Origin of the sequence: Capnocytophaga sp. H4358 (assembly GCF_002302515.1) — a bacterium.
In the GTDB taxonomy this organism is placed as follows: Bacteria; Bacteroidota; Bacteroidia; order Flavobacteriales; family Flavobacteriaceae; genus Capnocytophaga; species Capnocytophaga canis.
Map to the genome: position 1 here is coordinate 807,698 of NZ_CP022380.1, position 24,562 is coordinate 832,259.

The 24,562-nt window shown below is 35.0% G+C and carries 20 protein-coding genes; 14 read left to right on the forward strand and 6 right to left on the reverse strand.

Going from position 1 to position 24,562, the window contains the following annotated elements; genetic code table 11:
* The first annotated feature begins 140 nt into the window (after nt 1-140).
* The 5 genes from rimO to CGC49_RS03505 all read left to right on the forward strand — a co-directional run bounded on the left by rimO (nt 141) and on the right by CGC49_RS03505 (nt 4,646).
* Nucleotides 141-1,448: a 30S ribosomal protein S12 methylthiotransferase RimO gene (gene rimO, locus CGC49_RS03485; protein WP_095911845.1), complete on the forward strand. Its 1,308-nt coding sequence runs from the start codon at nt 141-143 to the stop codon at nt 1,446-1,448.
* A 96-nt stretch (nt 1,449-1,544) separates the two neighbouring features.
* Nucleotides 1,545-1,979 carry a DUF3127 domain-containing protein gene (locus CGC49_RS03490; protein ID WP_042009373.1) on the forward strand — a complete coding sequence of 145 codons (435 nt, stop codon included), beginning with the start codon at nt 1,545-1,547 and terminating at the stop codon, nt 1,977-1,979.
* A gap of 340 nt (nt 1,980-2,319) precedes the next feature.
* Complete coding sequence (locus tag CGC49_RS03495; protein WP_042009374.1) at nt 2,320-3,195, forward strand: nucleoside phosphorylase; 876 nt, start codon at nt 2,320-2,322, stop codon at nt 3,193-3,195.
* Between the two features lie 2 nt (nt 3,196-3,197).
* Nucleotides 3,198-3,569 (forward strand): hypothetical protein, encoded by a 372-nt coding sequence (locus CGC49_RS03500; RefSeq protein WP_042344510.1) that lies wholly within the window; start codon nt 3,198-3,200, stop codon nt 3,567-3,569.
* Between the two features lie 72 nt (nt 3,570-3,641).
* Complete coding sequence (locus tag CGC49_RS03505) at nt 3,642-4,646, forward strand: FAD:protein FMN transferase (RefSeq protein ID WP_095911846.1); 1,005 nt, start codon at nt 3,642-3,644, stop codon at nt 4,644-4,646.
* Here the strand turns inward: CGC49_RS03505 and CGC49_RS03510 are convergent.
* Nucleotides 4,632-5,642 carry an NAD-dependent epimerase/dehydratase family protein gene (locus CGC49_RS03510; RefSeq protein WP_095911847.1) on the reverse strand — a complete coding sequence of 337 codons (1,011 nt, stop codon included), beginning with the start codon at nt 5,640-5,642 and terminating at the stop codon, nt 4,632-4,634. The two genes, CGC49_RS03505 and CGC49_RS03510, sit on opposite strands and share 15 nt — an antisense overlap.
* Nucleotides 5,642-6,169 carry a ferritin gene (locus CGC49_RS03515; protein ID WP_042009378.1) on the reverse strand — a complete coding sequence of 176 codons (528 nt, stop codon included), beginning with the start codon at nt 6,167-6,169 and terminating at the stop codon, nt 5,642-5,644. Before CGC49_RS03515 ends, CGC49_RS03510 begins: the two co-directional genes overlap by 1 nt.
* A 649-nt stretch (nt 6,170-6,818) precedes the next feature.
* Between CGC49_RS03515 and CGC49_RS03525 the strand changes: the two genes are divergently transcribed.
* The 8 genes from CGC49_RS03525 (at nt 6,819) to pncA (ending at nt 17,801) form a co-directional block, all read left to right on the forward strand.
* Nucleotides 6,819-7,640 carry an endonuclease/exonuclease/phosphatase family protein gene (locus CGC49_RS03525; RefSeq protein ID WP_042009401.1) on the forward strand — a complete coding sequence of 274 codons (822 nt, stop codon included), beginning with the start codon at nt 6,819-6,821 and terminating at the stop codon, nt 7,638-7,640.
* A 325-nt stretch (nt 7,641-7,965) separates the two neighbouring features.
* The gene (locus CGC49_RS03530; RefSeq protein WP_095911849.1) at nt 7,966-10,137 is read left to right on the forward strand and encodes a S9 family peptidase; all 2,172 of its coding nucleotides are present in this window, start codon (nt 7,966-7,968) and stop codon (nt 10,135-10,137) included.
* 15 nt (nt 10,138-10,152) lie between these two features.
* Entirely contained in the window at nt 10,153-11,814 is a 1,662-nt protein-coding gene (locus CGC49_RS03535) for a peptide MFS transporter (RefSeq protein WP_198540637.1), read from the forward strand.
* Nucleotides 11,815-11,944: 130 nt separating this feature from the next.
* The gene (locus CGC49_RS03540) at nt 11,945-12,520 is read left to right on the forward strand and encodes a zeta toxin family protein (RefSeq protein ID WP_042009382.1); all 576 of its coding nucleotides are present in this window, start codon (nt 11,945-11,947) and stop codon (nt 12,518-12,520) included.
* Nucleotides 12,513-12,713, forward strand: coding sequence for a hypothetical protein (locus CGC49_RS03545; protein WP_042009383.1), 201 nt, complete (start codon nt 12,513-12,515; stop codon nt 12,711-12,713). The genes CGC49_RS03540 and CGC49_RS03545 overlap by 8 nt, the downstream gene beginning before the upstream one ends.
* Before the next feature lie 27 nt (nt 12,714-12,740).
* Nucleotides 12,741-14,672: a peptide MFS transporter gene (locus CGC49_RS03550; RefSeq protein ID WP_095911851.1), complete on the forward strand. Its 1,932-nt coding sequence runs from the start codon at nt 12,741-12,743 to the stop codon at nt 14,670-14,672.
* Nucleotides 14,673-14,852: 180 nt separating this feature from the next.
* Nucleotides 14,853-17,189, forward strand: coding sequence for a family 20 glycosylhydrolase (locus CGC49_RS03555; RefSeq protein ID WP_095911852.1), 2,337 nt, complete (start codon nt 14,853-14,855; stop codon nt 17,187-17,189).
* 36 nt (nt 17,190-17,225) lie between these two features.
* Nucleotides 17,226-17,801: a bifunctional nicotinamidase/pyrazinamidase gene (pncA, locus tag CGC49_RS03560; RefSeq protein ID WP_095911853.1), complete on the forward strand. Its 576-nt coding sequence runs from the start codon at nt 17,226-17,228 to the stop codon at nt 17,799-17,801.
* Nucleotides 17,802-17,899: 98 nt separating this feature from the next.
* Here pncA and CGC49_RS03565 read toward each other — a convergent pair whose 3' ends face one another.
* The 3 genes from CGC49_RS03565 to CGC49_RS03575 form a co-directional block, all read right to left on the reverse strand.
* A complete protein-coding gene (locus tag CGC49_RS03565) occupies nt 17,900-18,508 on the reverse strand; it encodes a 4'-phosphopantetheinyl transferase superfamily protein (protein ID WP_042344499.1) in 609 nt (202 codons plus the stop codon).
* Nucleotides 18,509-18,816: 308 nt separating this feature from the next.
* A complete protein-coding gene (locus CGC49_RS03570) occupies nt 18,817-19,764 on the reverse strand; it encodes a LysR substrate-binding domain-containing protein (RefSeq protein WP_042009388.1) in 948 nt (315 codons plus the stop codon).
* A gap of 100 nt (nt 19,765-19,864) precedes the next feature.
* The gene (locus CGC49_RS03575; protein WP_042009389.1) at nt 19,865-20,779 is read right to left on the reverse strand and encodes a TIGR03571 family LLM class oxidoreductase; all 915 of its coding nucleotides are present in this window, start codon (nt 20,777-20,779) and stop codon (nt 19,865-19,867) included.
* Nucleotides 20,780-21,166: 387 nt separating this feature from the next.
* Here CGC49_RS03575 and CGC49_RS03580 point away from each other — a divergent pair, with 387 nt between their 5' ends.
* Nucleotides 21,167-22,591 carry a Gfo/Idh/MocA family protein gene (locus CGC49_RS03580; protein WP_042346683.1) on the forward strand — a complete coding sequence of 475 codons (1,425 nt, stop codon included), beginning with the start codon at nt 21,167-21,169 and terminating at the stop codon, nt 22,589-22,591.
* A 1,014-nt stretch (nt 22,592-23,605) separates the two neighbouring features.
* Here CGC49_RS03580 and CGC49_RS03585 read toward each other — a convergent pair.
* Nucleotides 23,606-24,472, reverse strand: coding sequence for a carboxypeptidase-like regulatory domain-containing protein (locus tag CGC49_RS03585; protein WP_095911854.1), 867 nt, complete (start codon nt 24,470-24,472; stop codon nt 23,606-23,608).
* Nucleotides 24,473-24,562: the final 90 nt, after the last annotated feature.

A 24,562-nucleotide genomic window follows, 5' to 3' on the forward strand; every position in this document is an offset into this window, starting at 1 on the left:
AATTGATAATATTTTCTCTAAAGGAGTTATAATATTATCTTTTCTTTTTATAATTTATATTCCTTCTAAATTAAAACCTTTCATTGAAATACAAAAAATAAATACCTTTGCACCCGAAATAAAACAGGGAAATCAAAAAAATGAGAACCAAATCAATAAAGAAAAATGTCATAAACGTAGTTACATTAGGATGTTCCAAAAACGTTTATGACAGTGAGGTTTTGATGGGACAACTCAAAGCGGGTGGAAAGGAAGTTGTACACGAAAAAGAAGGTAATATTGTGGTTATCAATACATGCGGATTCATCAATAATGCCAAAGAAGAGAGCGTAAACACTATTTTAGATTATGTGCAACGTAAAGAGGAAGGTTTAGTGGACAAGGTTTATGTGATGGGATGTTTAAGCGAACGTTACAAACCTGATTTGGAAAAAGAAATCCCTGATGTTGATCAGTATTTTGGTACTAGCGACTTACCTGCTTTGTTGAAAGTACTGGGGGCAGACTACAAACACGAGCTTATCGGTGAGCGACTTACTACAACACCAAAGAATTATGCCTACCTTAAAATAGCTGAAGGCTGCGACCGCCCATGTAGTTTTTGTGCTATTCCGCTAATGCGTGGAAGCCATCGTAGCACTCCCATTGAAGATTTGGTTCAGGAAGCCGAAAAACTCGCAACCAAAGGTGTGAAGGAGCTGATTCTGATTGCACAAGACCTAACTTATTACGGATTAGACCTTTACAAGAAACGAAAATTAGCCGATTTACTTCGTGCCTTAGTTAAAGTAGAGGGTATTGAGTGGATTCGTTTGCATTATGCCTTTCCGACAGGTTTCCCGATGGATGTCATTGATGTGATGAAAGAAGAACCGAAGATTTGTAATTATTTGGATATTCCGCTACAACACATTTCAGATAACATCCTCAAAAGTATGCGAAGAGGCACCACCAAAGAAAAAACGACCAAGTTACTAAAAGAGTTTAAACAAAAACTTCCAGAAATGGCTATCCGCACAACGTTGATTGTAGGATACCCTGGAGAAACGCAAGAGGATTTCGAAACCCTTAAAGAATTTGTAAAAGAAATGCGTTTCGATCGTTTAGGATGTTTCACCTATAGCCACGAAGAAAATACTCATGCTTATAGTTTGGAAGATGATGTTCCTGAGGAAGTTAAATTGCAACGTGCCAACGATATAATGGAACTACAATCACAAATTTCGTGGGAACTTAATCAAGAAAAAATCGGAAAAACATTCCGTTGTCTTATCGACCGGAAGGAAGGGAATTACTTTGTAGGTCGTACCGAACACGATTCCCCCGATGTGGATAACGAAGTGCTGATTGACGCTAAAAAATTCTATGTGAAATTAGGTGAATTTATCGATGTAAAAATCATAGATTCAGCTGATTATGACCTATATGCTGAACCTTTAAATCTGTAAAACATACAGATTTAGAAAAAAACACTCAGCATCTTTGTATTTTTGTAATATAAATTCCCTACTTTTGTAAAATTAAGAACGTAAAAATATCATACTATGGATTTGCAAGGACGTATAAAATTAATATCACCAATACAACAATTTGGAACAAATGGATTCCAAAAGAGGGAGATCGTTATCACCACCGAAGAACAATACCCTCAGCATGTAGTTTTTGAATTTACCCAAGACAAGTGTAGCTTACTAGATGCATTTCAACCGGGACAGTTGGTGCGAATCAGTTTCAATGTACGTGGACGGGAGTGGATAAATCCACAAGGAGAAGCAAAATATTTCAATTCATTGCAAGGTTGGCGTATTGAAAATATGGAAATGGCACAGCAGTATCCGCCACAAGGACAACCTTACCAGCAAGAGCCTTACCAACAGCCTTATGGAGGGCAACCATACGCACAAGCACCTCAGCAAGTGCCACCTGCACAAACCAATGTGAATCAACAAGAGGCTATAGACGACGATTTACCATTCTAACAACATATAAAATTGTCTGAAAAACCATGTTTAGTGATGTTACATAGCTGTTAATCTGCTGAATAACACAAATTTTAGATCAAGTTTTTGCTCAACATTAGTTTTTCGGACATTTTTTAATTATCTCACACTGATTTTAAAGAATATAAATCAAATCGGTGTGAGATTTTTTTTGCTATTACATCTCCTAAACTCGGGCAATACGCATAATTTTTTTTGAGAGTTAATTTTATACTCTAAAAAAAATATCGTATCTTCGTCTGATGAACAAAAAGGAGAGTTTTTAATTTTTGGGAAAACCTTTCAATAAAGTAAAACCCTATAAAAAAACGGAATAAAAATGATAAAAGAATCTGAACTTATTTTAACTCCAAAGGGGAGTATTTATCACATTGATTTGACCCCTGAACAGGTTGCTACCACCATTATTTTGGTTGGTGATCAAAACCGAGTGGCACGTATTTCGGCTCATTTCGATACCATTGAACATAAGGTACAGAAAAGAGAATTTTGTACACATACAGGAACTTATAAAGGAAAACGTTTGTCTGTGATTTCCACAGGAATAGGGCCTGACAACATCGACATTGTAATCAATGAATTGGACGCTCTTTTCAATATTGATTTGCAGACACGCCAAATCAAGGAGAAGCATACACAATTAAACTTCATTCGTTTTGGTACTTCGGGCTCTTTACAGGCTGACATCCCAGTGGAAAGTATTGTGCTATCCTCCTACGGGTTGGGAATGGATAATATGATGCACAGCTATCGAGATTTAGACAAAGTGGCTGAAAGTGAGATGGAAAACGCTTTTATCAAGCATACACAATGGAGTGAAAATAAAGGTCGTCCATATATTGTAGGTTGTGGTCAGGAGCTGAAAAACAAATTATTAACTTCCGAAATTTTTGAAGGTATCACAGGAACGGCTCCTGGGTTTTATGGTCCACAAGGACGCGTGTTGCGATTGCAAGTACAAGATGCTCAATTGAATGATAAATTGCACAGTTTTAACCACAACGGGCATCGAATGACTAATTTAGAAATGGAAACATCAGCCATCTACGGACTGTCAAAGTTGTTAGGGCATCAAGCCGTTTCACTGAATGTTATTATTGCTAACCGAGCTACACAAACATTTGTTGAAGATACTCAAAAAGCAGTTGAAAAATTGATTCATTTCGGATTGAACCAAATAGCCAAAAACGTTTAAGTATGCAGTCCACTCCGCTAACAGAGCAAGAATTACATAATTTAGCGATGAATATCGTGGGAGCAGCTCTACGCGATGAATTAAAATGGGAATTTTTGCTGGTTAATAGTAAGTTGAAAAAAGACCCTCAGTTTGTTTGTATTGATAAAAACAAGCAACGTTATTTTATCATTGTACGTGCAGTCCTTTACGGTGAAAACCCTGATGCCTATGATGCTGTTTTTATGGAAATTGTCCGACAACATGCCGAAAAACATAACGCAAAAACCTATTTTGCAGGAGTGGGACTAATCAATGTTGAAAATACAACACTTCCTATTTATAAAAATCAGCCTTATCAAGTCAATTTCAAGGGGTTGCTGGAAATTGTGTAACGACTCGGTACCAACTTGTGCAAAATTCATTCAAAAGCTTTACATGAATCCACTTTACAAAATTATTTCAAAATGAAACCTTTTATCAGTATTATTTCTATTTGTGTATTTCTTTTATTTTCCTGTACTCCAAAGGATAAAATACATTTGGTGCGAGGTGAGGCACAAGGCAGTACGTACGCTATTAAATATGTTTCGCACAGCGATGAAGCACTAAAACCTGCTATTGATTCTATCTTAGAGGTCATTGATCTGTCGATGTCTACATACCGACCTGAATCTCTCATATCAAAAATAAATAGAGGAGAGAGAATTACTATTGACCCACATTTTGAAAAAGTATTCTTAGCTTCACAAATCATTTGGCAACAAAGTGAAGGAGCTTTCGATCCAACGGTGGGTGTGTTGGTAAATGCTTGGGGGTTTGGTAAAGAAAAACATTCGAGAAATCTTACTGAAAATCAAATAGATAGTCTAAAACAATTCGTAGGATTTGAAAAAATACGTTTGACGGATGGGAAATACATCGAAAAGCAACATTCTGCCATTTTTTTTGATTTTAATGCCATAGCACAAGGTTATACGGTAGATGTCATTGCTGATTTTTTAAAATCAAAGAGAATTGAAAATTTCATAATTGAGGTGGGCGGTGAACTGTTTTTAAGTGGACAAAACACCGTAGAAAATAAAAAATGGACGATAGGAATTGAGAATCCTACCTTAGCGGATGAAAATCAATTGATTGCTACAGTGCAATTTTCGAATCAAGGTTTGGCAACCTCAGGGAACTATCGAAAAATTCGGACAGATGCGCTTACTGGGGAAAAATTTGTGCATTCAATCAATCCGAAAACAGGACTTGCCAAACAAAGTAATTTGTTGAGTGCTACAGTGATAACTGACTCATCAATGTACGCCGATGGTTATGCTACAATGTTTATGGTATTAGGTTTGGAAGAAAGCAAAAAATTCTTAGAAAAACACACAAATTTGCATGTTTTATTGGTTTATAACAACGAAAATAATGAGATAAAAACCTTTGAAACAGAGGGTTTTAAGAAATTATCTATGAATTAATGGATATTGTTTACAAATGTTTTTTATAGATTCTTCAAAATCAGTGTAATGAAAGTCTATGAATTGCGAAACTTTACTTCCATCATAAGAAGAAACTAAACTCACAGAATCGGCATTTCGAAGAGTGAGTGTTCTTTTCTTAAGTTGTAGGAAACTGAGTAATCCGTCAATTCTAGCAAGTAATCGAAGTACGTTGTGACTTACTTTCTTATGTGGTGGGAGAACTCCTAAGTGTGTTGCAATCGTTTTCATTACATGCTGATAGGTTTGGTTACTTCCGTTTAATATAAAACGTTGATTTTCAACTTCTGAAAACTGAAGTGCTATCATCGCTCGAACAACATCATCTACATCTACGAAACCCGTACCCCCAGTGGGGAAAAAAGGGAAACGATTAGCTACACGCTTAAATAACGTTCCAGAACCTGAATCCCAAAAATAAGCTCCCAATACTACGGAAGGGTTGACAATCAACACCTTAAGACCTTCTTGTGAACCTCTCCAAACTTCCATTTCGCCACCATGTTTGCTGATGGCATAATCATTATTACTCGCCTCTGGATTCCACTCGCTGTTCTCATCAAGTATTTTTCCATCCACCGAAGTAATCGTTGCAATGGAACTCACATGGCATAGTTTCTTAATTTTAAAATCAATACATAGATTTACTATATTAGCGGTACCTTCTACATTGATTTTGATAAGTTTGTCGAAATCTGTAGGCTTGAATGAAATAAATCCAGCAACGTGGAATACGAAAACAACACCCTGAAAAGCCTTTTCTAATTCAGGGATGTTGTTTATATCTGCTTTAACCCATTCAATACGAGAAAATTGCTTTTCCCCTTCATCGGACAGGTTTTTAAAAATCCTTTTATTTTTTTTAAGAGAATCCTCAGAACGATAGATAGAACGTACTTTATATTTTTCATTTTTAGTTAAATGAAATAACAATCGGCTACCGATGAGCCCCGTTCCTCCCGTTACTAAAATCATTACTCTCCTAAAGGAATGCGTTCGTCAATTAGTTTAAGAGCCAATGGACTGTCTTTTTCGTTTGTAAACTCAAACAAATCCAAAATACTGTGAACCAAGCGTTCTTCTTCCAATTGTTCTTCTACGAACCATTGCAAGAAATTTTCACTGGCATAGTCACTTTCTTGACGTGCTTTTTTGAAAATTGCAAAAATCGCTTTCGTAACTTCAATTTCATGTTCCAACGTTTTCTCGTAAACTTCCTGCAATGAAGCGAAATCTTGCTTTACTTTTCCAACTTCGGGAGCATATGCTCTTGCTCCATTTTCGTTCAAGAAACGGAAAATTTTCATCATATGATCTCTTTCTTCCACGGCATGTCCATAGAAAAACTCAGCACTTCGAGGAAATCCGTTTACCTCACACCAAGATGCCATCGCCAAATAAATTGAACTCGCTTCAGCTTCCATGCTCACTTGTTTGTTGAGCATCTCAATCACTTCGGGATGTAGACTTGTTTGCAATCGGGTGTATTTTACTTTTGCCATTATTTCTGTTTTTTAGTTATAGGTTACAAATATAAATATTAGTTCTTAATTGACAAAATAATTACTTATTTTTTAGGTCTTTGAACATTTTGAGGTAGATTTAATTTTGGGAGCAGAACATAAATGAGCAATTTTAACTACTATAGAAAGAAAAACAAAATTTCTAATAATGAAGACGTTAAGTACTAAGGATACAAAAAGTTCAGCAAAAGTAATGATAGACATTTTGCTTTCTTATAAAGATTTTGTAAAACCCATTACGAGTGATAATGAATTTGAAATACAAAGTATTCGTGAACACTTAAAAAAAACAGTAAATAATTTTCTGAACATCAGTATATTAGTAAGGAATTAAGTTGTGATTTTTATTTTGCCAATCTGTATTGTTATTGGGAGCGAGGATTGAGTGAAAACACCAACTAACTTATACGACAATATATTCCTAAGATACTTATTTTGAGAAAATTAGCAAAAAAAAGATTAAAGAAATTCAATAAAAATTATTGTGTTCCTCATATATTTTATAAATTCGTGGCATAAAAAGTTGCACTTTGGGGTTGAATTTGCCGATCAAGAAAACTTCATTTCTTCTTTGCATATAAGAATAAAAACTCGTACTTTTGTTGGGAAAATTTTAAGTTTTTTTGCAATGAAAAAGATATTTTTAGTATTGCTTTATGGTTTTACCCTGTTGGCGTCAGCACAAGAAATCAAAGTCATGACCTACAACATTCGTTATGATAATTCCCACGATGGTATTAATTCATGGACAGACGGAAATAGGAAGGAAAAGGTATTAAAAATGATTCAAGAACAACAACCTGATGTTTTTGGATTGCAAGAAGTATTGCATCATCAATTGGAATTTATCGAATCGCATTTCACGGATTATCATCGAGTAGGTGTAGGGCGTGATGATGGCGACAGAGCGGGAGAGTATGCAGCTATATTTTTTAGGAAAGATCTGTACAAGCTTTTGGATACAGGTCATTTTTGGCTCTCTCAAACGCCTATGATACCCTCAAAAGGTTGGGATGCTACTTGTTGTAATAGAATTTGTACATGGGTAAAATTGCAGTATAAAAATAAAATATTCTTTGTATTCAACACTCATTTTGATCATGAAGGAAAAGTTGCTCAGCAAGAAAGTGCCAAACTCATACTGCATAAAATCAGCGAGATAGCAGGAAAAAATAAAGTGATACTGATGGGAGATTTCAATATGACCCCTAACAATCCAGCCATTGCTAAAATCTCACAAAAACTATACAATACCCAAACTTCTGAAAAAAATATGACACCTATGCTGGGGACTTACAATGATTTTAATTTATCAACACCTGTAGTGCAAAATATTGATTATGTGTTTTTACAAAAGGTGAAACTCATTGACTTTAAGATATTAGAAACTCGTTTGGAGGGGTTGTATCCATCTGATCATTTTCCTGTGGTGGTCAAAGTTAGGTTGTAGAAATCTTGGATCTTTGGTGTTTGATAGAAAGCATAGTTCTCTATGATATGATAGCTGTATGCCCATTTTATAATTATTTTCCGATGTGGAGTATCTACTTCATAGGTTAATCCTATGAGAAAAACAGAGAATATTTTCCAAACAAAACTAATGATAGACGAAAAACGTGAAAAGATTTACTTTTTATTAACAAAGATATATTCTTTAAAATCAATGTTTTGTATCAATATAAATGATTATATGTTACAAATATCACTAAAAAAATTATAATAGACGAAAAAAAAGTAGTATTATTGACCATTCAAATTTAGTAAAACGTAAGTAAATGAAACTCAAAACTCTTCTTACCTCATTTATTTTAGGAATATCTTTTGCTGGGCTGTTCGCTCAAACTTCCATTACTTTGGAAGACATTTGGGCAAAAGGTGTACTTTATCCACAGCGAATGGCTCACCTTTCTGCGATGAAGAATACGAATCAATACACGGTACTTAATTACGACCGCCAATCAAACTCCCAACAGATTGATTTGTATGATTTTGCGACTCTTAAAAAAGTAAAAACGATTTTCGATACGAAAAATTTTCAACTGGAGATAAAGTCTATCAGCGATTATTCGTTTGATAAGAGTGAATCAAAAATACTCATAGCAACCAATACTCAAAGCATTTACCGACACTCGTTCATAGCTGACTTTTATGTGTATGATATTAAAAATCAAACTCTTCAGAGAGTAAGCGATAAAAAAATCCAAGAACCTGTTTTTTCTCCAGATGGAAAATCGGTGTTCTTTATAGCTGAAAATAACATATATCATTTTGATTTACAGTCCAAAAGTGAAACAGCTATAACTTTGGATGGAGCAAAAAATAAAATCATCAATGGAATTACCGATTGGGTTTATGAGGAAGAGTTTTCTTTTGTACGAGCTTTCGATGTGAGTAAAAATGGGGATTATTTGGCGTATATTCGTTTTGATGAAAGGGAAGTACCTGAATTTTCAATGGATGTTTATGGAAATGAATTATATCCTCAGCAACAGGTATTTAAGTATCCTAAAGCAGGAGAAAATAATTCAAAAGTTTCTCTACACATCTACCACGTAAAAACAAAAAATACAGTCGAAATTCCGCTGGACGCTTATTACATCCCACGCATTCAATGGACGCAAGAGAATGATATTTTGAGTGTTCAGACGATGAATAGACATCAAAATCATCTGAAATTACAATTTATAAACGCTTCGAATCAATTGATAAAAACTATTCTGGAGGAAAAAGATAAGGCTTATATCGACATTACTGATAATTTGACGTTTTTGTATGATAATAGTTTTGTTTGGACTTCGGAAAAAGACGGTTTCAACCATATTTATCATTATGATAAAAACGGTAATCTTAAAAAACAAATTACCAAAGGCAATTGGGAAGTTACAGAATACTATGGTTATGACCCACGAAGTAGACGTATTTTTTACCAATCTACGGAAAACGGTTCGATAAACAGAGGCGTGTATAGCATTGATTTAGGTGGAAAAAACAAAAAAGCGCTTTCTGCCGAAAGAGGTATGAATAAGGCTACGTTTAGCCCTGATTTTTCGTTGTATATCAATCAATTTTCCAGTGCCACTGAGCCACCCATTTACACGCTAAACGATAGCCAAAAAGGGAAGCAAGTAAAAGAAATTCTAAACAATAAATCTCTGAAAAACAATATCAAACAATTTGGTTTCTCTGATAAAGAGTTTACTGAAATAACGAACGAAAAAGGCGATAAACTCAATGCATGGATAATAAAACCTGCTGATTTCGACCCTAATAAAAAATATCCGCTTTTGATGTATCAGTATTCAGGGCCAGGTTCCCAACAGGTAAATAACGTTTGGCATTCGTCTAATGATTATTGGCATTATTTATTAGCACAAAAGGGTTATATTATTGTCTGCGTAGATGGTCGTGGGACTGGTTACAAAGGTGCTGATTTTAAGAAATGTACGTATAAAGAACTTGGAAAATACGAAGTGGAAGATCAAATTTTTGTAGCTCGTTTTTTTGCTGAACAACCCTATATCGATAAAACTCGTATCGGGATTTGGGGGTGGAGTTTTGGGGGATTTATGTCAAGTAATTGCCTTTTTCAAGGAGCCGATGTTTTTAAAACAGCCATTGCAGTAGCTCCTGTAACTTCATGGCGTTTTTACGACACCATTTATACCGAACGTTTCATGCAAACGCCACAAGAAAATCCCTCAGGGTACGACCAAAATTCCCCTATTACACACGCTCAAAAACTAAAAGGAAACTATTTGCTCATCCATGGAACAGCCGATGATAACGTACACGTGCAGAATGCAATGGTACTGATTAACCAATTAGTTCATCTTAATAAAGATTTTGATTGGTTGATCTATCCTGATAAAGACCACGGCATTTATGGCGGATACACCCGTTTGCAACTTTACAAAAAGATGACAGATTATATCTTAGAGAAATTATAACATATAAATCGAATTATGACGAATAACAGAAAACACCCTAAGGGACTATTTTATTTATTTTTCACAGAAATGTGGGAACGTTTTGGGTATTATTTAATGCTCGGAATTTTTGTTTTATATATGATTGACCCTAAAAATACAGGAGGTCTTGCCATAGATGATAAAAATGCCTATGATATTTTTGGAACATTCATTGCACTTACGTATCTTACTCCCTTTTTAGGAGGATTTTTAGCTGATAGAATTTTAGGATATGTAAAAGCTATTTACATTGGAGGAAGTTTAATGGGATTGGGATACATAGGTTTAGGACTCTTCCAAGACCTTGCAATGTTTTATACCTCAATGGGATTAATCATCGTAGGTAATGGATTCTTCAAGCCAAGTATTTCTACACTCTTAGGAAATCTTTATTCCGAAGAGCCATACCGAGAAAACAAAGATGCAGGATACAATATATTCTATATGGGAATTAATATTGGTGCATTTATTTGTAATATCATTGCTGCCTTTATGCGTAACAAATTTGGGTGGAGTGAAGCATTCATAACTGCAGGTGTTGGAATGTTCTTAGGATTGATTATCTTTACCTTAGGAAGAAAACACATCATTCACGCAAACGTTTTAAAACCAGTACAGGAAGGCGATACAACCATTACTTCAGTTCTTGTAAAGGTATTTTTACCAGCTATTATAACGGGTGTGATTGGTTGGGTAATTCCAGGAAACATATTGGGAAGCGATAGTACAGATGCTTTCATTTTTGCTTGTATTCCAGTAATTTTCTTTTATTTCTCATTATATGCACGTGCCAGTCAGAGCGATAAAAAACCTATTGGTGCTTTATTAGCAATCTTTGCAGTAAGTTTAATGTTTTGGGCGGTTTTCAAACAAAATGGAACTGTACTTACCACGTGGGCGAAGTATTATACTGACCGAAGTGTGCCAACCTCTATAGAGAAGCCTATGGAAAGTATTTATCTTGTTGAAGTGAAAGATTTTCAAGACAAGGAAATAACTATGTACGATTCGGAATATAGAATTGTGAAAGATGAAAACGATAAGCCTAAGAAAGAAATAGGAAAAGACATCTATTTCCGAAATATTCCAGAGGAACAAAAAGCTAAACTAACTGAGAACCCTAATCAGAAAGTATTTTTATATAATCCGGAGTTGTTTCAGTCAATTAATCCATTTTGGGTAATTGTTTTCACACCTTTGGTAGTAGGTTTATTTATGTTTTTACGTAAAAGAGGAAGCGAACCAACTACTCCTGCAAAAATTGTATTAGGAATGTTCATTTCTGCATTGAGTTGCCTTGTGATGGTAGCTGCCGTATATGCCTCTAACAACGGAATGGTAAAAGCTTCAGCATTATGGTTAGTTGTTGCCTATGGTGTTATTACTTTGGGAGAACTTTGCCTCTCACCTATGGGGCTTTCATTAGTGTCAAAACTTTCTCCGCCTCGTATTACTGCTCTTATGATGGGAGGATTTTTCTTGTCGACAGCCATTGGAAATAAACTTTCGGGCGTACTTGCCGGAATGTGGTACGGATACGAACACAAATCTACATTCTTTTGGGTAAACTTCGGTTTATTATTAATAGCCACGCTGATAGGTCTTTCTATATTGAAGTCTCTCAATCGAGCTTTAAAAGAAAAAGGAGTTAATTAGAAGGAATCTTTGTAGAATCAAGTTCAGTCACGCTGTAAAAGCAAAGAGGACTGTGTTTTACAAGGGTATCTGATAATTGAAAAATATGGATTTTTTTGTTTTGAACTGTACAAAAGTTGATAAATAACTTATGCTTAAACAAATTTATATCATAGCAGGATGTAATGGAGCTGGGAAAACAACAGCTTCATTTACTATTTTGCCCGAGATACTAAATTGTAAAGAGTTTGTAAATGCTGATGAAATAGCTAAAGGTCTTTCTCCCTTTCAGCCCGAAAAAGTAGCTGTTCAAGCGGGTAGATTAATGCTAAATCGTATCAAGGAATTACTAAATGAAGGTATCAACTTTGCTTTCGAGACTACATTAGCGACTCGTTCATATAGAAATACCGTTTTATCAGCTCAAAAGAAAAATTATCACGTGACTTTGCTCTTCTTTTGGTTAAAAGATGTAACTATGGCAAAGAAAAGGGTACTATCTCGTGTAAAGGAAGGAGGACATTATATTGATAGTCATGTAATTGAAAGAAGATACACAAAAGGAATACAAAATCTCTTTAAGATTTACTTACCTATAGTAAACAGTGCATTAATTTTTGATAATTCAGATGATGAGCCTCACCTTATTGCAGAGAGTAATGAAAAACAGTTAAAAATAATAGACTATCCTAAATTTAACAACTTAAAACTGTATAGCGATGAATAAACAGGAAACATATTTTCAGGATATGAAAATTAAAATTCAAGAGGGATTGAAACGCTCTTATGTACGCTTGTTAAAAGAGAAAATAAAAAATAAAGGAGAACTTGTAGTAATGCGAGATGACAAAATAGTAGTGCTCAAAACCTCCGAAATAAAAAAAATATTGCAACAAAAGAAGAACTTGATGGTAGAATAAATTAATATAATAAATAATAAATATACTATGTTAAATCCAGATTATCAATTGATGTTAATAGCGTGGCTTGGAGTTGCGCTGTGGGTAGGGTTTGTTATTTTCTCGAATCGAAAAATTCACCCTAAAGCCCTTTTTACCCTTTTTATGGTGGAACTATGGGAACGCTTCAGCTACTATGGTATGCGGGCACTCCTTATCCTTTATATGACTGCGAACTTAATTGATGGCGGGTTCCAGTTTGATGATGCAAAAGCTTTCGGAATTTACGGAGCTTATGGGGCATTAGTTTACCTCACGCCAATACTTGGTGGATACTTCGCTGATAAACTTATTGGTTTTCGCAAAGCAATTGTTATCGGGGCTTTGTTAATGGCAGCGGGACAATTTACTTTGTTTATGAATAATCAAACTACTTTCTTCATCGGGTTAGCTTTACTTGTGGTAGGAAATGGTTTCTTCAAACCGAATATCTCTTCAATGATTGGTCGTTTTTATGCTGACGGAGACAAAAGACGTGACGGAGCCTTCACTTTATTTTATATGGGAATCAATATGGGTGCATTCTTAGCTCCTTTAACTTGTGGTGCTATTGGGGAGAATGAAGGTTGGCAATATGGATTCTTAACAGCCGGTATCGGAATGTTATTGGGATACATTATATTCTTCTTCGCCAGTAGAACGAGTGTTTTCCAGCAAGTAGGATTAGCTCCTGATGAAAAACCAACTAAAAATGTTGTAAGTTTCGTCCCCAATAGTGTGCTTCCTTATGCTACTATTGTAGTTCTAATTATAATTTCGTGGATTTTAATTCAATATAACGATGTTGTAGATGTTTTATTAGCGAGTTTAGCTGCTATTATCATTGGGTATTTGTTATATCAAGCAAGTAAAATGGAAGTGGTTGCCAAACAACGTATTTGGGTTGTGGTTTTATTACTTTTATTTACGACTATATTTTGGACATTCTTCGAGTTGGCGGGTTCAGCACTTAACTTATTTACAGCACGTAACGTACATAAAGAAATTTTTGGTACAGAAATTAAAACAACTTTCTTCCAATCATTCAATCCATTGTTTATAATGCTTTTTGCTCCTGTTTTCTCTTGGATATGGATAAAACTATCTAATTTGAATAAAGAGCCAGCAGCTCCATACAAATTTGGAACAGGATTGCTATTGCTTGGGCTTGGTTTCTTAGTGCTTAAATTCGGTGGTAGCTACGCTAAATTAGGAATGGTACCTGCTATATTTATGGTTTTCTTATACTTATTACATACACTTGGGGAACTAACACTTTCACCAGTAGGTTTGTCATTAGTAACGAAACTTTCACCTAAGCATATGGTGGCTTTTATGATGGGAATTTGGTTTTTGTCTTCATCCATTGCACATCAAGGAGGAAAACACATCTCTAAACTTACTACAGTAAACGAAAAAACAATAGTTGAAAGTAGTGCTTTCCAAAATTCTGATATTGATAAGGATATTAAGGCTGTTTTGTCTGAGAATGAATTCAAAGATAGATTAGCTGACAATGAGGAAAAGAAAACACACGCTATTCCTATTGAAAAACTATTAGTTTCAAATGATTTCATTGCACGGATGAATGAGGTTAATCCGCAGAAACAATATGCAAAATCGATCGTAGTTGTAAAAGAAGTATTGCAAGATGCTGAAAACTACAGTGGAATGAAAAGACAGAAAATGATTAAATCTGCCTCACAAGAGTTTTTATCCTTCAAAGGAAGCGAAGTAAATACAGAGGTAGCAACTTTGGCTGATTATGAAAAACTATTTGAAAAGTCGGCGAGTATTTCAGTAACTAACGTTATTAAAAGCGAGTCACTCAACAAAGGACTTTCTGTATTCACCATGTTAGGCTTTATTGCCATCGGTTGTGGTGTATTACTATTTTTAATGGGACCATTCATCACCCGCTGGATGCACGGCGTGAAATAGATTTAACAGCAACAGCATATCAAACTTTGTCAAATTTTTTTTGATTTTGACAAAGTTTTGGGTGTACGCTATAAAACAGGTTTCCGTGAAATCAAAAACTCGTGTCGTTGTCTTGACTCAAATTTCTGTGAAACCAATAAATATTTTAAAGGAATAACAGTATAAAAAGTTATAACCAATATGAAAATAAAAAGTGTACTTACAAGTTTAGCTATCACAGCGATGTTTGTGTCCTGTGATATGGGCAAAGAATCAAGTGTTTCGGCAGATTATCATGTAATTCCTCTGCCAAATTCGATTCAAAAGACTACTAATGAGCAACCTTTTTTGCTCAATTCTTCAACAAAAATCACCTATCCTAAGGGAGATGAAGCCTTGAAGAGAAATGCCGATTTTTTAGCAGAGTATGTTAAGGAACAGACAGGAATGTCTCTCTCTGTAGTAGAAGAAACTGCAGAAATTGACAACGTAATAAAACTGTCAAAAGGCTTAGCTTCTGATAATAAAGAGGCATATCAACTCACCGTAAATCAGAAATCAATTACCATTCAAGGAGCTTCTTCAGCGGGTATTTTCTACGGAATGCAAACACTTCGCAAGTCAATTCCAGTGGAGAAAACACAAAAAGTAGTTTTTGATGCGGTGGTAATCAACGATGCACCTCGATTTGCATATCGTGGAGCCCACCTGGATTCTGCTCGTCATTTTTTCACAACCGATTCCATCCGAATTTTTATTGACATGCTTGCATTGCACAATATCAATACGTTCCATTGGCATTTAACAGATGACCAAGGTTGGCGTGTGGAATCAAAAAAATATCCAAATCTTACGGTTGTAGGTTCTACGCGTTCACAAACTGTAATTGGTAGAAATTCAGGTAAATATGATGGTATTCCACACGGAGGATTTTATACTCAAGATGAATTGAAAGAATTGGTAGCATATGCCCAAGATCGTCATATTACTATTATTCCTGAAATTGATTTACCAGGACACATGTTGGCTGCGATAGCTTCATATCCAGAATTGGGTTGCCACGAAGGCCCTTACAGTGTATGGGGGCAATGGGGAGTTTCAGACGATGTTTTGAATGTAGGGAAGCCAGAAACATATGAATTTATCCAAACTATTTTAGAGGAAGTTACAGAGATTTTTCCTTCGGAGTATATCCACATTGGTGGTGATGAATGTCCAAAAGTACAGTGGAAAACGAATAAAGATTGTCAGTTAAAAATCAAAGAATTAGGAATAAAAGGCGATGATAAGCATACAGCTGAGGAATATCTGCAAAGTCATGTAATTTCCTTTGCTGAAAGAGTTTTAGCCAGTAAGGGTAGAAAAATTATCGGTTGGGATGAGATTTTGGAAGGAGGAATTGCTCCGAACGCTACGGTAATGTCATGGAGAGGTATCGAAGGTGGTACATTTGCAGCGAAAACAGGACATGATGCAATTATGAGTCCAATGTCGTTTATGTATTTTGATTACTATCAATCACAAGATATTGATCAAGAACCACTTGCTATAGGAGGTTATGTGCCAGTGGAAAGAGTATATAGTTTTGAGCCAATTCCAGAGGGACTTACTCCTGAGCAACAAAAGAGAATACTTGGAGTACAGGCTAATACCTGGACAGAGTATATAAAAACGTTTAAACACGTTCAGTACATGACCTTGCCACGTTTTGCAGCACTTGCAGAAGTTCAATGGACACAACCTGAAAATAAAAATTATGACGATTTTCTACAACGCATACCTTCTATTATCAAAATTTATGATGCACAAGGCTATAACTATGCGACACATATTTTTGATTTGAAGGTAGATATAACAACTTTAGAAAGTGAAGGAGCGATACAAGTAGCTTTTACAACTTTGGATAATGCGACAGTTTACTATACTTTGGACGGTTCCGAACCTTCTGAGAAATCAACAAAGTACACTGAACCTATTAAAATCAATCAAGATGCTAAAGTACGCGCGGTAGGAATTCGTAAAAATGGAAAAACCCGTGTTTTCTCCGAGGATTTCAAATTCAATAAAGCAACGGCACGTCCCATCAAAATGTTGACAAACATCTATCCATCCTACAAATACAAAGGAGCTTCCGTATTGGTCGATGGTAACGTAGGAACAAATAACTTCCGAACAGGACGCTGGATAGGTTTTTCAGGTGATGATTTAGAGGCAGTAATTGATTTGGGTGAAGCTAAGGAAATTTCCAAAGTATCGTTCAATACGAATGTCATTACAGGCGATTGGATATATGATGCACGTAGCTGTTCGGTAGCAGTCTCTGATGATGGTGTTAATTTTAAAGAAATTGCATCAGAACAATATTCACAAGAATCGAAACACATTCAAGAAATACGTACGCACAGTTTAGGTTTTGAACCTTTAAAAACACGCTATGTGAAAGTAAAAATCACTTCGGAACGAAGTATTCCTGAATGGCACCAACAAGCAAAAGGTAAATTAGCATTTTTGTTTGTTGACGAAATAAGCATTGATTAAATTTTTCGTTTTTCTAATTGATAATTTTTTATACAGATGAAAGCTCTTATTATCATTGATGTACAAAATGATTTTATGCCCTCAGGAACGTTGCCTGTTGCAGAGGGAGATCAAATCGTTCCGTTCATAAATCAAGAAATTTATAAAGGCTATGATTTAGTGGTAGCCACTCAAGATTGGCATCCGCAAAACCATCAAAGTTTTGCTTCCAATCATGAAGGTAGAAAACCTTTTGAAGTGATTAACTTACATGGAATTGATCAAGTACTGTGGACAGACCATTGCGTACAGGATACTTTTGGAGCCAGTTTACATCAGGATTTGGACACACATCGCATAGCCGCTATTTTCCGTAAGGGAATGAATCCTGAGGTGGATAGTTACAGTGCTTTCTTTGATAACAATAAACGTAATAATACAGGGCTTCACGGTTTTTTGAAAGATAAAAGCATTACGGAGCTAACGTTCTGTGGGTTGGCAGGTGATTTTTGTGTGGCATATAGCGTGAATGACGCACTTTCATTGGGTTACAAAGTGCGTTTGTTGGACAATGGTATACGCTCAATAAATCCCGAAAATTATCAAAAATATAAAGCCGATTGGGGAATTTAAAAGTGCTATGAAAAAAGACATTATTTCTGCCTAATAAATAGAAAAATCACGAATTGTAAATTGTTAACAATTCGTGATTTTTATTTCTAATTGATTGTTTACAGGCAGTATGCCAGAACATAATCTTCAACATTTATGAAAGAAACATCATAGAACGTTTTTTCAATTTTGATTTTGGTTTCAGAATCATTCGGGAAAAAATCTTTCACCAAAATATGTTCTGCTGTAATTCCAGACTTCCCGTGGGCTTTATATCCTGCCTCTTTTGCAGACCAAATCATCGTGAGTTTTTGTAAAACATTTTTCTGCGAGAAAGAAGTACTTCGATAATCCCATTGTGTGAATTTTTCGGAAATATCAATGATTTTTCGTCGCTTTTTTTCGATGTCCACACCCACAGGCTTTTCTCCAACAATCAAGCACACCATGTCAAACGAATGACTTATGGAAATTGTTTTCCCATCTCTTAGGTATGGTTTCCCTTCATGGTTATAAAACAAATCATCAGAAGAATACCCTAAATCTTTTAGAATTCGGCGAACGGCAATAAAATTCTTTTTTGCGGATTCAACTTTCAATGAGTCAAACTTAGATTGATGTTCTCCATTGAGAACAACTCCCTGAGTTAGGTCTTCTAATGTTTCGGAAACTTTCCAGATATAGAGCTGAGTTTTCTCATTTACATTAATAGTTTCAAATAACGGCATAATATATCATCTCTTTACTAGGTGCAAATTTATTTCTTTTTTTTATTTTAGACAATATATAAAGTCTATGAAGCCTCTTCTATTCAAGAATTGTTTTAATTTTAACAAAGTTGAATTGTTAATGTTTAAAATGAAATTATCCATTAATTTGTTCCGATTAACCTTAGTACAGAGATAAATTAGTTAAAAATAGTTAATAACAATGTTTATGTTTCAAAGGGAATGAAAAGTGTTAATTATAAAAAAATTAACATCTTGTATTTTAGAGTTGTTTTTATTGATAGTAAAATCTTTTGTTTTATCTCTTTTTAAGCGAGTGATTTTCGTGTAGGACTAATTATTTTGACATCGTGAAAAGCGATAGCACCTCGAACTACACCCGATATCACTTCATGCAAGGCTTTGATATTTTGGGCTTTCAACTCATTCTTGTGATGTACTAAACTGATTTCTCTTGCAGGATATGGAGTCGCAAAGTGGTGGATATTTTTTTTCTCTTCTTCTTTCAGCTCAAGTGTATGTAAGTATGGTAAAAGAGTCATTCCTAAGCCTTCATTTGCCAATCGTATTAGAGTTTCGAAGCTACCACTTTTGAGTTCAAATCGTTTTTTAGAATCGACGATGTCCTGATTGCAGATATTCAATACAGTATCTTTGAAGCAATGACCATCCTCTAACATTAATATGTCGTTGATATCTAAATCGTCAGAGGTAATAGTTTTTGTGTTCTGAAGTTTATGATTGTTAGGAATATATGCCATAAAAGGTTCATAAAACAAGGGTTTTTCAACAATGTTAGGTCGATGCAGGGGAGTTGCCAATATGGCCGCGTCTAAGGTTCCATCTTCTACGTAGTTTATCAAGGTTTTGGTACTGTGTTCTTCAATTTTCAGAGACACTTTAGGATACTTATTGATGAAATTTGTTAAGAACATAGGTAACAAAGTAGGCGATACAGTTGGTATGATTCCCACATTGAATTCACCGCCGATAACTCCCTTTTGCTGTGCAACAATGTCGCTCATTCGTTCTGATTCATTCACAATGATTTGAGCCTGTTTGATAATTTGTTTACCTATATCTGTGGGTTGCAGAGGTTTTTTTGTTCTATCGAAAATGATAACCCCCAATTCCTCTTCCAACTTTTGAATTTGCATACTCAATGTAGGTTGTGTAACGAAACTGTTTTCAGCAGCAGTCGAAAAATTCTGATGTTTAGCAACAGCTAACACATATTGAAATTGAGTGATTGTCATAGATTTAGGATTTACTTTAATAAATTTCTTCTTCGTATTTATTTATACTTAGTGTGGAGATATTTGTATTCAAATAAAAAACTACAAAATACACTTTAAATTAACGTAATTGCGTCAAAATTTCTCGTCCAATTTCGTCCAAAATAACATCTACTGGGCGAGAACTATATTTTAGCACCAACATAGCGTGATTTACACCTATTTTCTGCAACGTAAGGAACATATCCACTAAATAATTTCGACCCAAGCGGAATCCTAAGTCCATTTTTTGAGGTTCAAAATCGGGGTCTTCCATCAGGTCGATGTATACGGGTTGGATATAAGGTTTTCGGGGTTGACCTTCTTTATCCAACGTATCCTGCCAATCCTTTACGATTTTTCCTGTAAAAGTAAACTCTCGGGGATAGTAAATCCATCCATCTGAGTTCTTCGCAATCCATTCCAAATTCACACCTCCCACATGTCCAGTGACATACATAGGAATACTTTTTTTGATGGGCTTAGGTACAACATCTCCTACATTTTCCATCAGTGTTCCATAGTCGTTATTGTAAACAGGGAAGTCCTTTGACCATAGCTCCTTGAGTAACCGCATGTGTTCAGAAACCTGAGCGCTCCTTAATTCAAAGGGCTTGTTGAATGCAGGATATTCCACGGGGCGATCACCCGAAGCAACTCCCATATGAAAGCGATTCGGAAATAACACATCTAAACTTGCACTAGCTTTAGCAACATGCAACGGATGTCGTAAAGGTAAAATCACACTAGCGATTCCGAATTTGATTGATCGAGTTAATGTAGCCACATGTGATAGATAAATCCAAGGGTCGTAGATTTGTCCAACTTCTTTAAATTCAGGATTATTAAGCGGAATATCTCGTACCCAGATAGACTCGAAACCATAAGCCTCGGCTTGTTGAATAAGTCGGATTTGATTTTCCATTTTTGGGATAGCCCCCTCATAGGACTCAATCGGCAAAAGAATTCCAATGGATAGTTTGTTTGTGTCTAACATAGGTCGTCGATTTTATAAACGCAAAGATACTTCCTTTTTTTAATAACGACAAAAAATACTTTATATATTTATCTGCATTACGAAAGATAAATTTATGCTTTTTTTGCTACATAAAACATAAGAGTATAATTCCCTAACGAAGCATGTTTTTTTTAACAACAAACTCATGTAACTAAGAAATTTTGTGCCATTACAAGCATAAATTGTACCTGAACAAAATAATAGATTTTTCTTTTATCTTGACATTCAATGTATTTAGCAGAAGAATAAGAACACTTGTTAATTACCTGAATAAAGGTTGTTATGAAGTGTTTTAAAAATTTTGTATTTTTCTTTAAAATCAGTACCTTTGCTAAAATTTGTTATTAACCTTTTAGATATAATAAGATGTTCAAAAAAATCAATCGAATGCTTTTAGGCGGTATGCTCTGCCTAAGCCTTGTGGCTTGTAAAACTAAACAAGTGGGAGCCACCTCAATGGACAAAATAGTGTATCAGCCTATCAAGGTTGAAACTCCAAAACGTCCTGCAGGTCAAACGGACGTGGTAAATTTGGTAACTCCGAAGCTGGAAACTGTTCGCGTAGGTTTTATAGGATTGGGAATGCGAGGACCTAGTGCGGTGCAACGTTTTACACACATTCCTGGAGCAAAAATAGCAGCTCTTGCTGACATACGTCCTGAACGAGTAGAAAAATCTCAGCAAATCTTAGAAAAAGCTGGTTTAGCAAGGGTTCCAGGTTATAGCGGTTCACAGGACGCTTGGAAGGCTCTTTGCGAAAGAGAGGATGTAGATCTTGTTTACATTGTAACTGACTGGGAAACGCATGTCCCTATGGCTTTATATGCTATGGAGCAAGGAAAACATGTAGCCATTGAAGTACCAGGAGCAATGACTATGGAGGATATTTGGGCCTTGATTAATATGGCTGAAAAAAAACGTCTGCATTGCATGATGCTTGAAAATTGCGTGTACGACTATTTCGAATTGACTTCACTTAATATGGCTCAGCAAGGGCTATTCGGTGAAGTAATCCATGCCGAGGGGTCTTACATCCATAGTTTGGATGATTTCTGGAAAGCTTATTGGAATAATTGGCGTTTAGATTACAATGCAAAACACCGTGGCGATGTATATCCTACACATGGAATGGGACCTGCTTGTCAAGCTCTTGACATTCACCGAGGTGATAAAATGAATTATTTGGTTTCTTTTGACACCAAACCTTTCAAAGGGAAGAAATTATATGAGCAATTGACAGGTAAAAATGGAGATAATTTCCAAAACGGAGATCATACTATGACAATGATTAAAACGGAAAAAGGAAAAACAATGCAAATTCAGCACAATGTAATGACTCCTCGTCCGTATTCACGTATGTATCAACTAACTGGAACACAAGGATTTGCTAACAAATATCCTACACAAGGATATACTATTGAACCTGAGAATATTTCAAAAGATGATGTGCCTAATCACGAAAATTTGAATTCTCATGGATTTGTACCTGAAGATGTGAAAAAAGCATTGATGCAAAAATACAAACACAGAATCCATATTGAATTGGAAGAACAAGCTAAAAAGGTGGGTGGACACGGAGGTATGGATTTCATCATGGACTATCGTTTGGTGTACTGTCTAAGAAATGGACTTCCTTTGGATATGGATGTGTATGATTTAGCAGAATGGTCTTGCTTGGTGCCTCTTTCTAAATTGTCATTAGAGAACGGAAGTGCACCAGTTGAAATCCCTGATTTTACGCGTGGAGCTTGGAACAAAGTTAAAAAATACAGACACGCTTTCGTTGACTAATCCTTTGTGAAGTTATATTGATTTCTAAGGATATAAAAAAATGTCTCGCGAATCTCTGTTATTGCTTTATCTACCACACTGCTTTCTTTACATTTTAAGGAGCTTGAGCAAGTTTTTTGTGATTTTCACAAACCTAAGATAGGAGTTTCTAAAAAATCGAGATATTTTAATTTATTAATTAAAAGAGGCTGTCCCCAAAAGGGCGGTCTCTTTTTTGTAATTTGATTAGACGAAAGAGGAACATATGTTAATTACTATTTTGCAATTGAGGGAAAGGCTAAAGGAAAACCACATAGATGCATAGAAAAACTATGTGCCTATGTGGTTTATTTTCAGTATTTTATCTGTGTGTTATTTTTAGAGAGGTTTTTATAGTATATAATTCTAAAACGAACAATCACAAAAAGTTAAATCTACAATAAGGTCCAAATATACCAAAGAGATATAAAAAGGCTTAAGGATAAGAGAAGAAAGTTAATTTTCTTAAAAATACCATTACTTTTTGTTGCAGACAAGTAAAAACAAAAAATTGAAATAAATCCTAATAGGATACAAAAAGCGGTAATACCGATAGTGTTGTTTATAAGATCTGGAATATTTTTATCGAAAGATTCGATAGCTTCCTCTCTGCTATTGGAATGATTAAAAATATGAAACCAAAGAAAAGCAAAATAGGAAATTATTGAAGTTAATATAACGCCTATACCGAAAAGAAATTTGTTCATAATCAATCAATTTAGTTATAAAATTTTATTTTTTTGCACTGGCTTCGTACAAGGATATAACTCGTAGCTTAGTTATTATTTTATTGAAATTCAATAGAATATAAGTCCTTTTAATTGCGTTTTCTGTTCAATAAAAAATGTTTTTTGATTTTCTCCAAAATTATAAAAAACATTTCTAAAATTAATATTGACTTTTAAAAATGTTTTTTATAGCTTTGCGAGTCTGGGTAGACTTTTGAGTGTATTCATTACTTTTTTAACCAAATCTACCATGAATCATGCTTTTTACTTAAATCTTTGTTTTATGACCTTTGATTGCAAAAGACACTCCGAGTCCTAAAGGAATTTTTTGGAACTTGCCGTCATATCTAACCCATCCTCCTGAGAATGCTATCGGGAAGAGAATATTGTAATTATCCCCTTGAATATCAACTAATGATAATTCTATCCAAATTTTTCCTTTGGGTAAATTCACATAGATCTTTTCTGCAAAATCAGTCTTTTCTGTGACTTGTGGAAAATCAATATATATGGGTTTTTCGGTCAGAGGGACGAGTGATTCATCAGCTTCAACCTTGTAGAAGTTCAAACGGAACAGCGTTTTACCAGAGATATTTTTCAAGCATGTAATATGAAATTCTCGTGCAACATACTCTTGGCTTAGGGTGACAAAATCACCGACACTAATTTGTGTTGCTTTATAAGCAGTATTACTTTTCTCGTGGGAAGAGCTATTTTCTTTGTCATTTTCCGAATATTTCCCAAAACTTATTGTCGCACCGGGGAAACGAGTGCCTCTACCTTTGATGGTTCGCAATTTAGGCTCTTTATCAAAAACCACCACGGGGGTCAATTCGATGTGATTTTCTTTCAAGATTATTTTGGAATCTGAAGGGATATCTTTAATTGCTATTGCTTTTCTATGATAACTCAAATGGGAAAAATAGATACTATCTATCGGTTTTTGAGTTGAAATATCAATGCTAAAATATCCTTTTTCATCGGAAATTACTCCTTTATATGTTCCAACAACACCAATATTCGCATATTCAACCGACTCTCCTTTTTCTCCTACGATTTGTCCTTTCAAGATTTTGTTTTGTCCGCAAACTATTGATATACAAAAACATATGATTAAAGATAAAATTTGTTTCATTTTTTTAATAAATTAACCGATAATATATTTTTAGAGTGTAAATCATTTAAAAAAACTTTGTCGAAGTTGTTAGATTTCGACAAAGTTGGA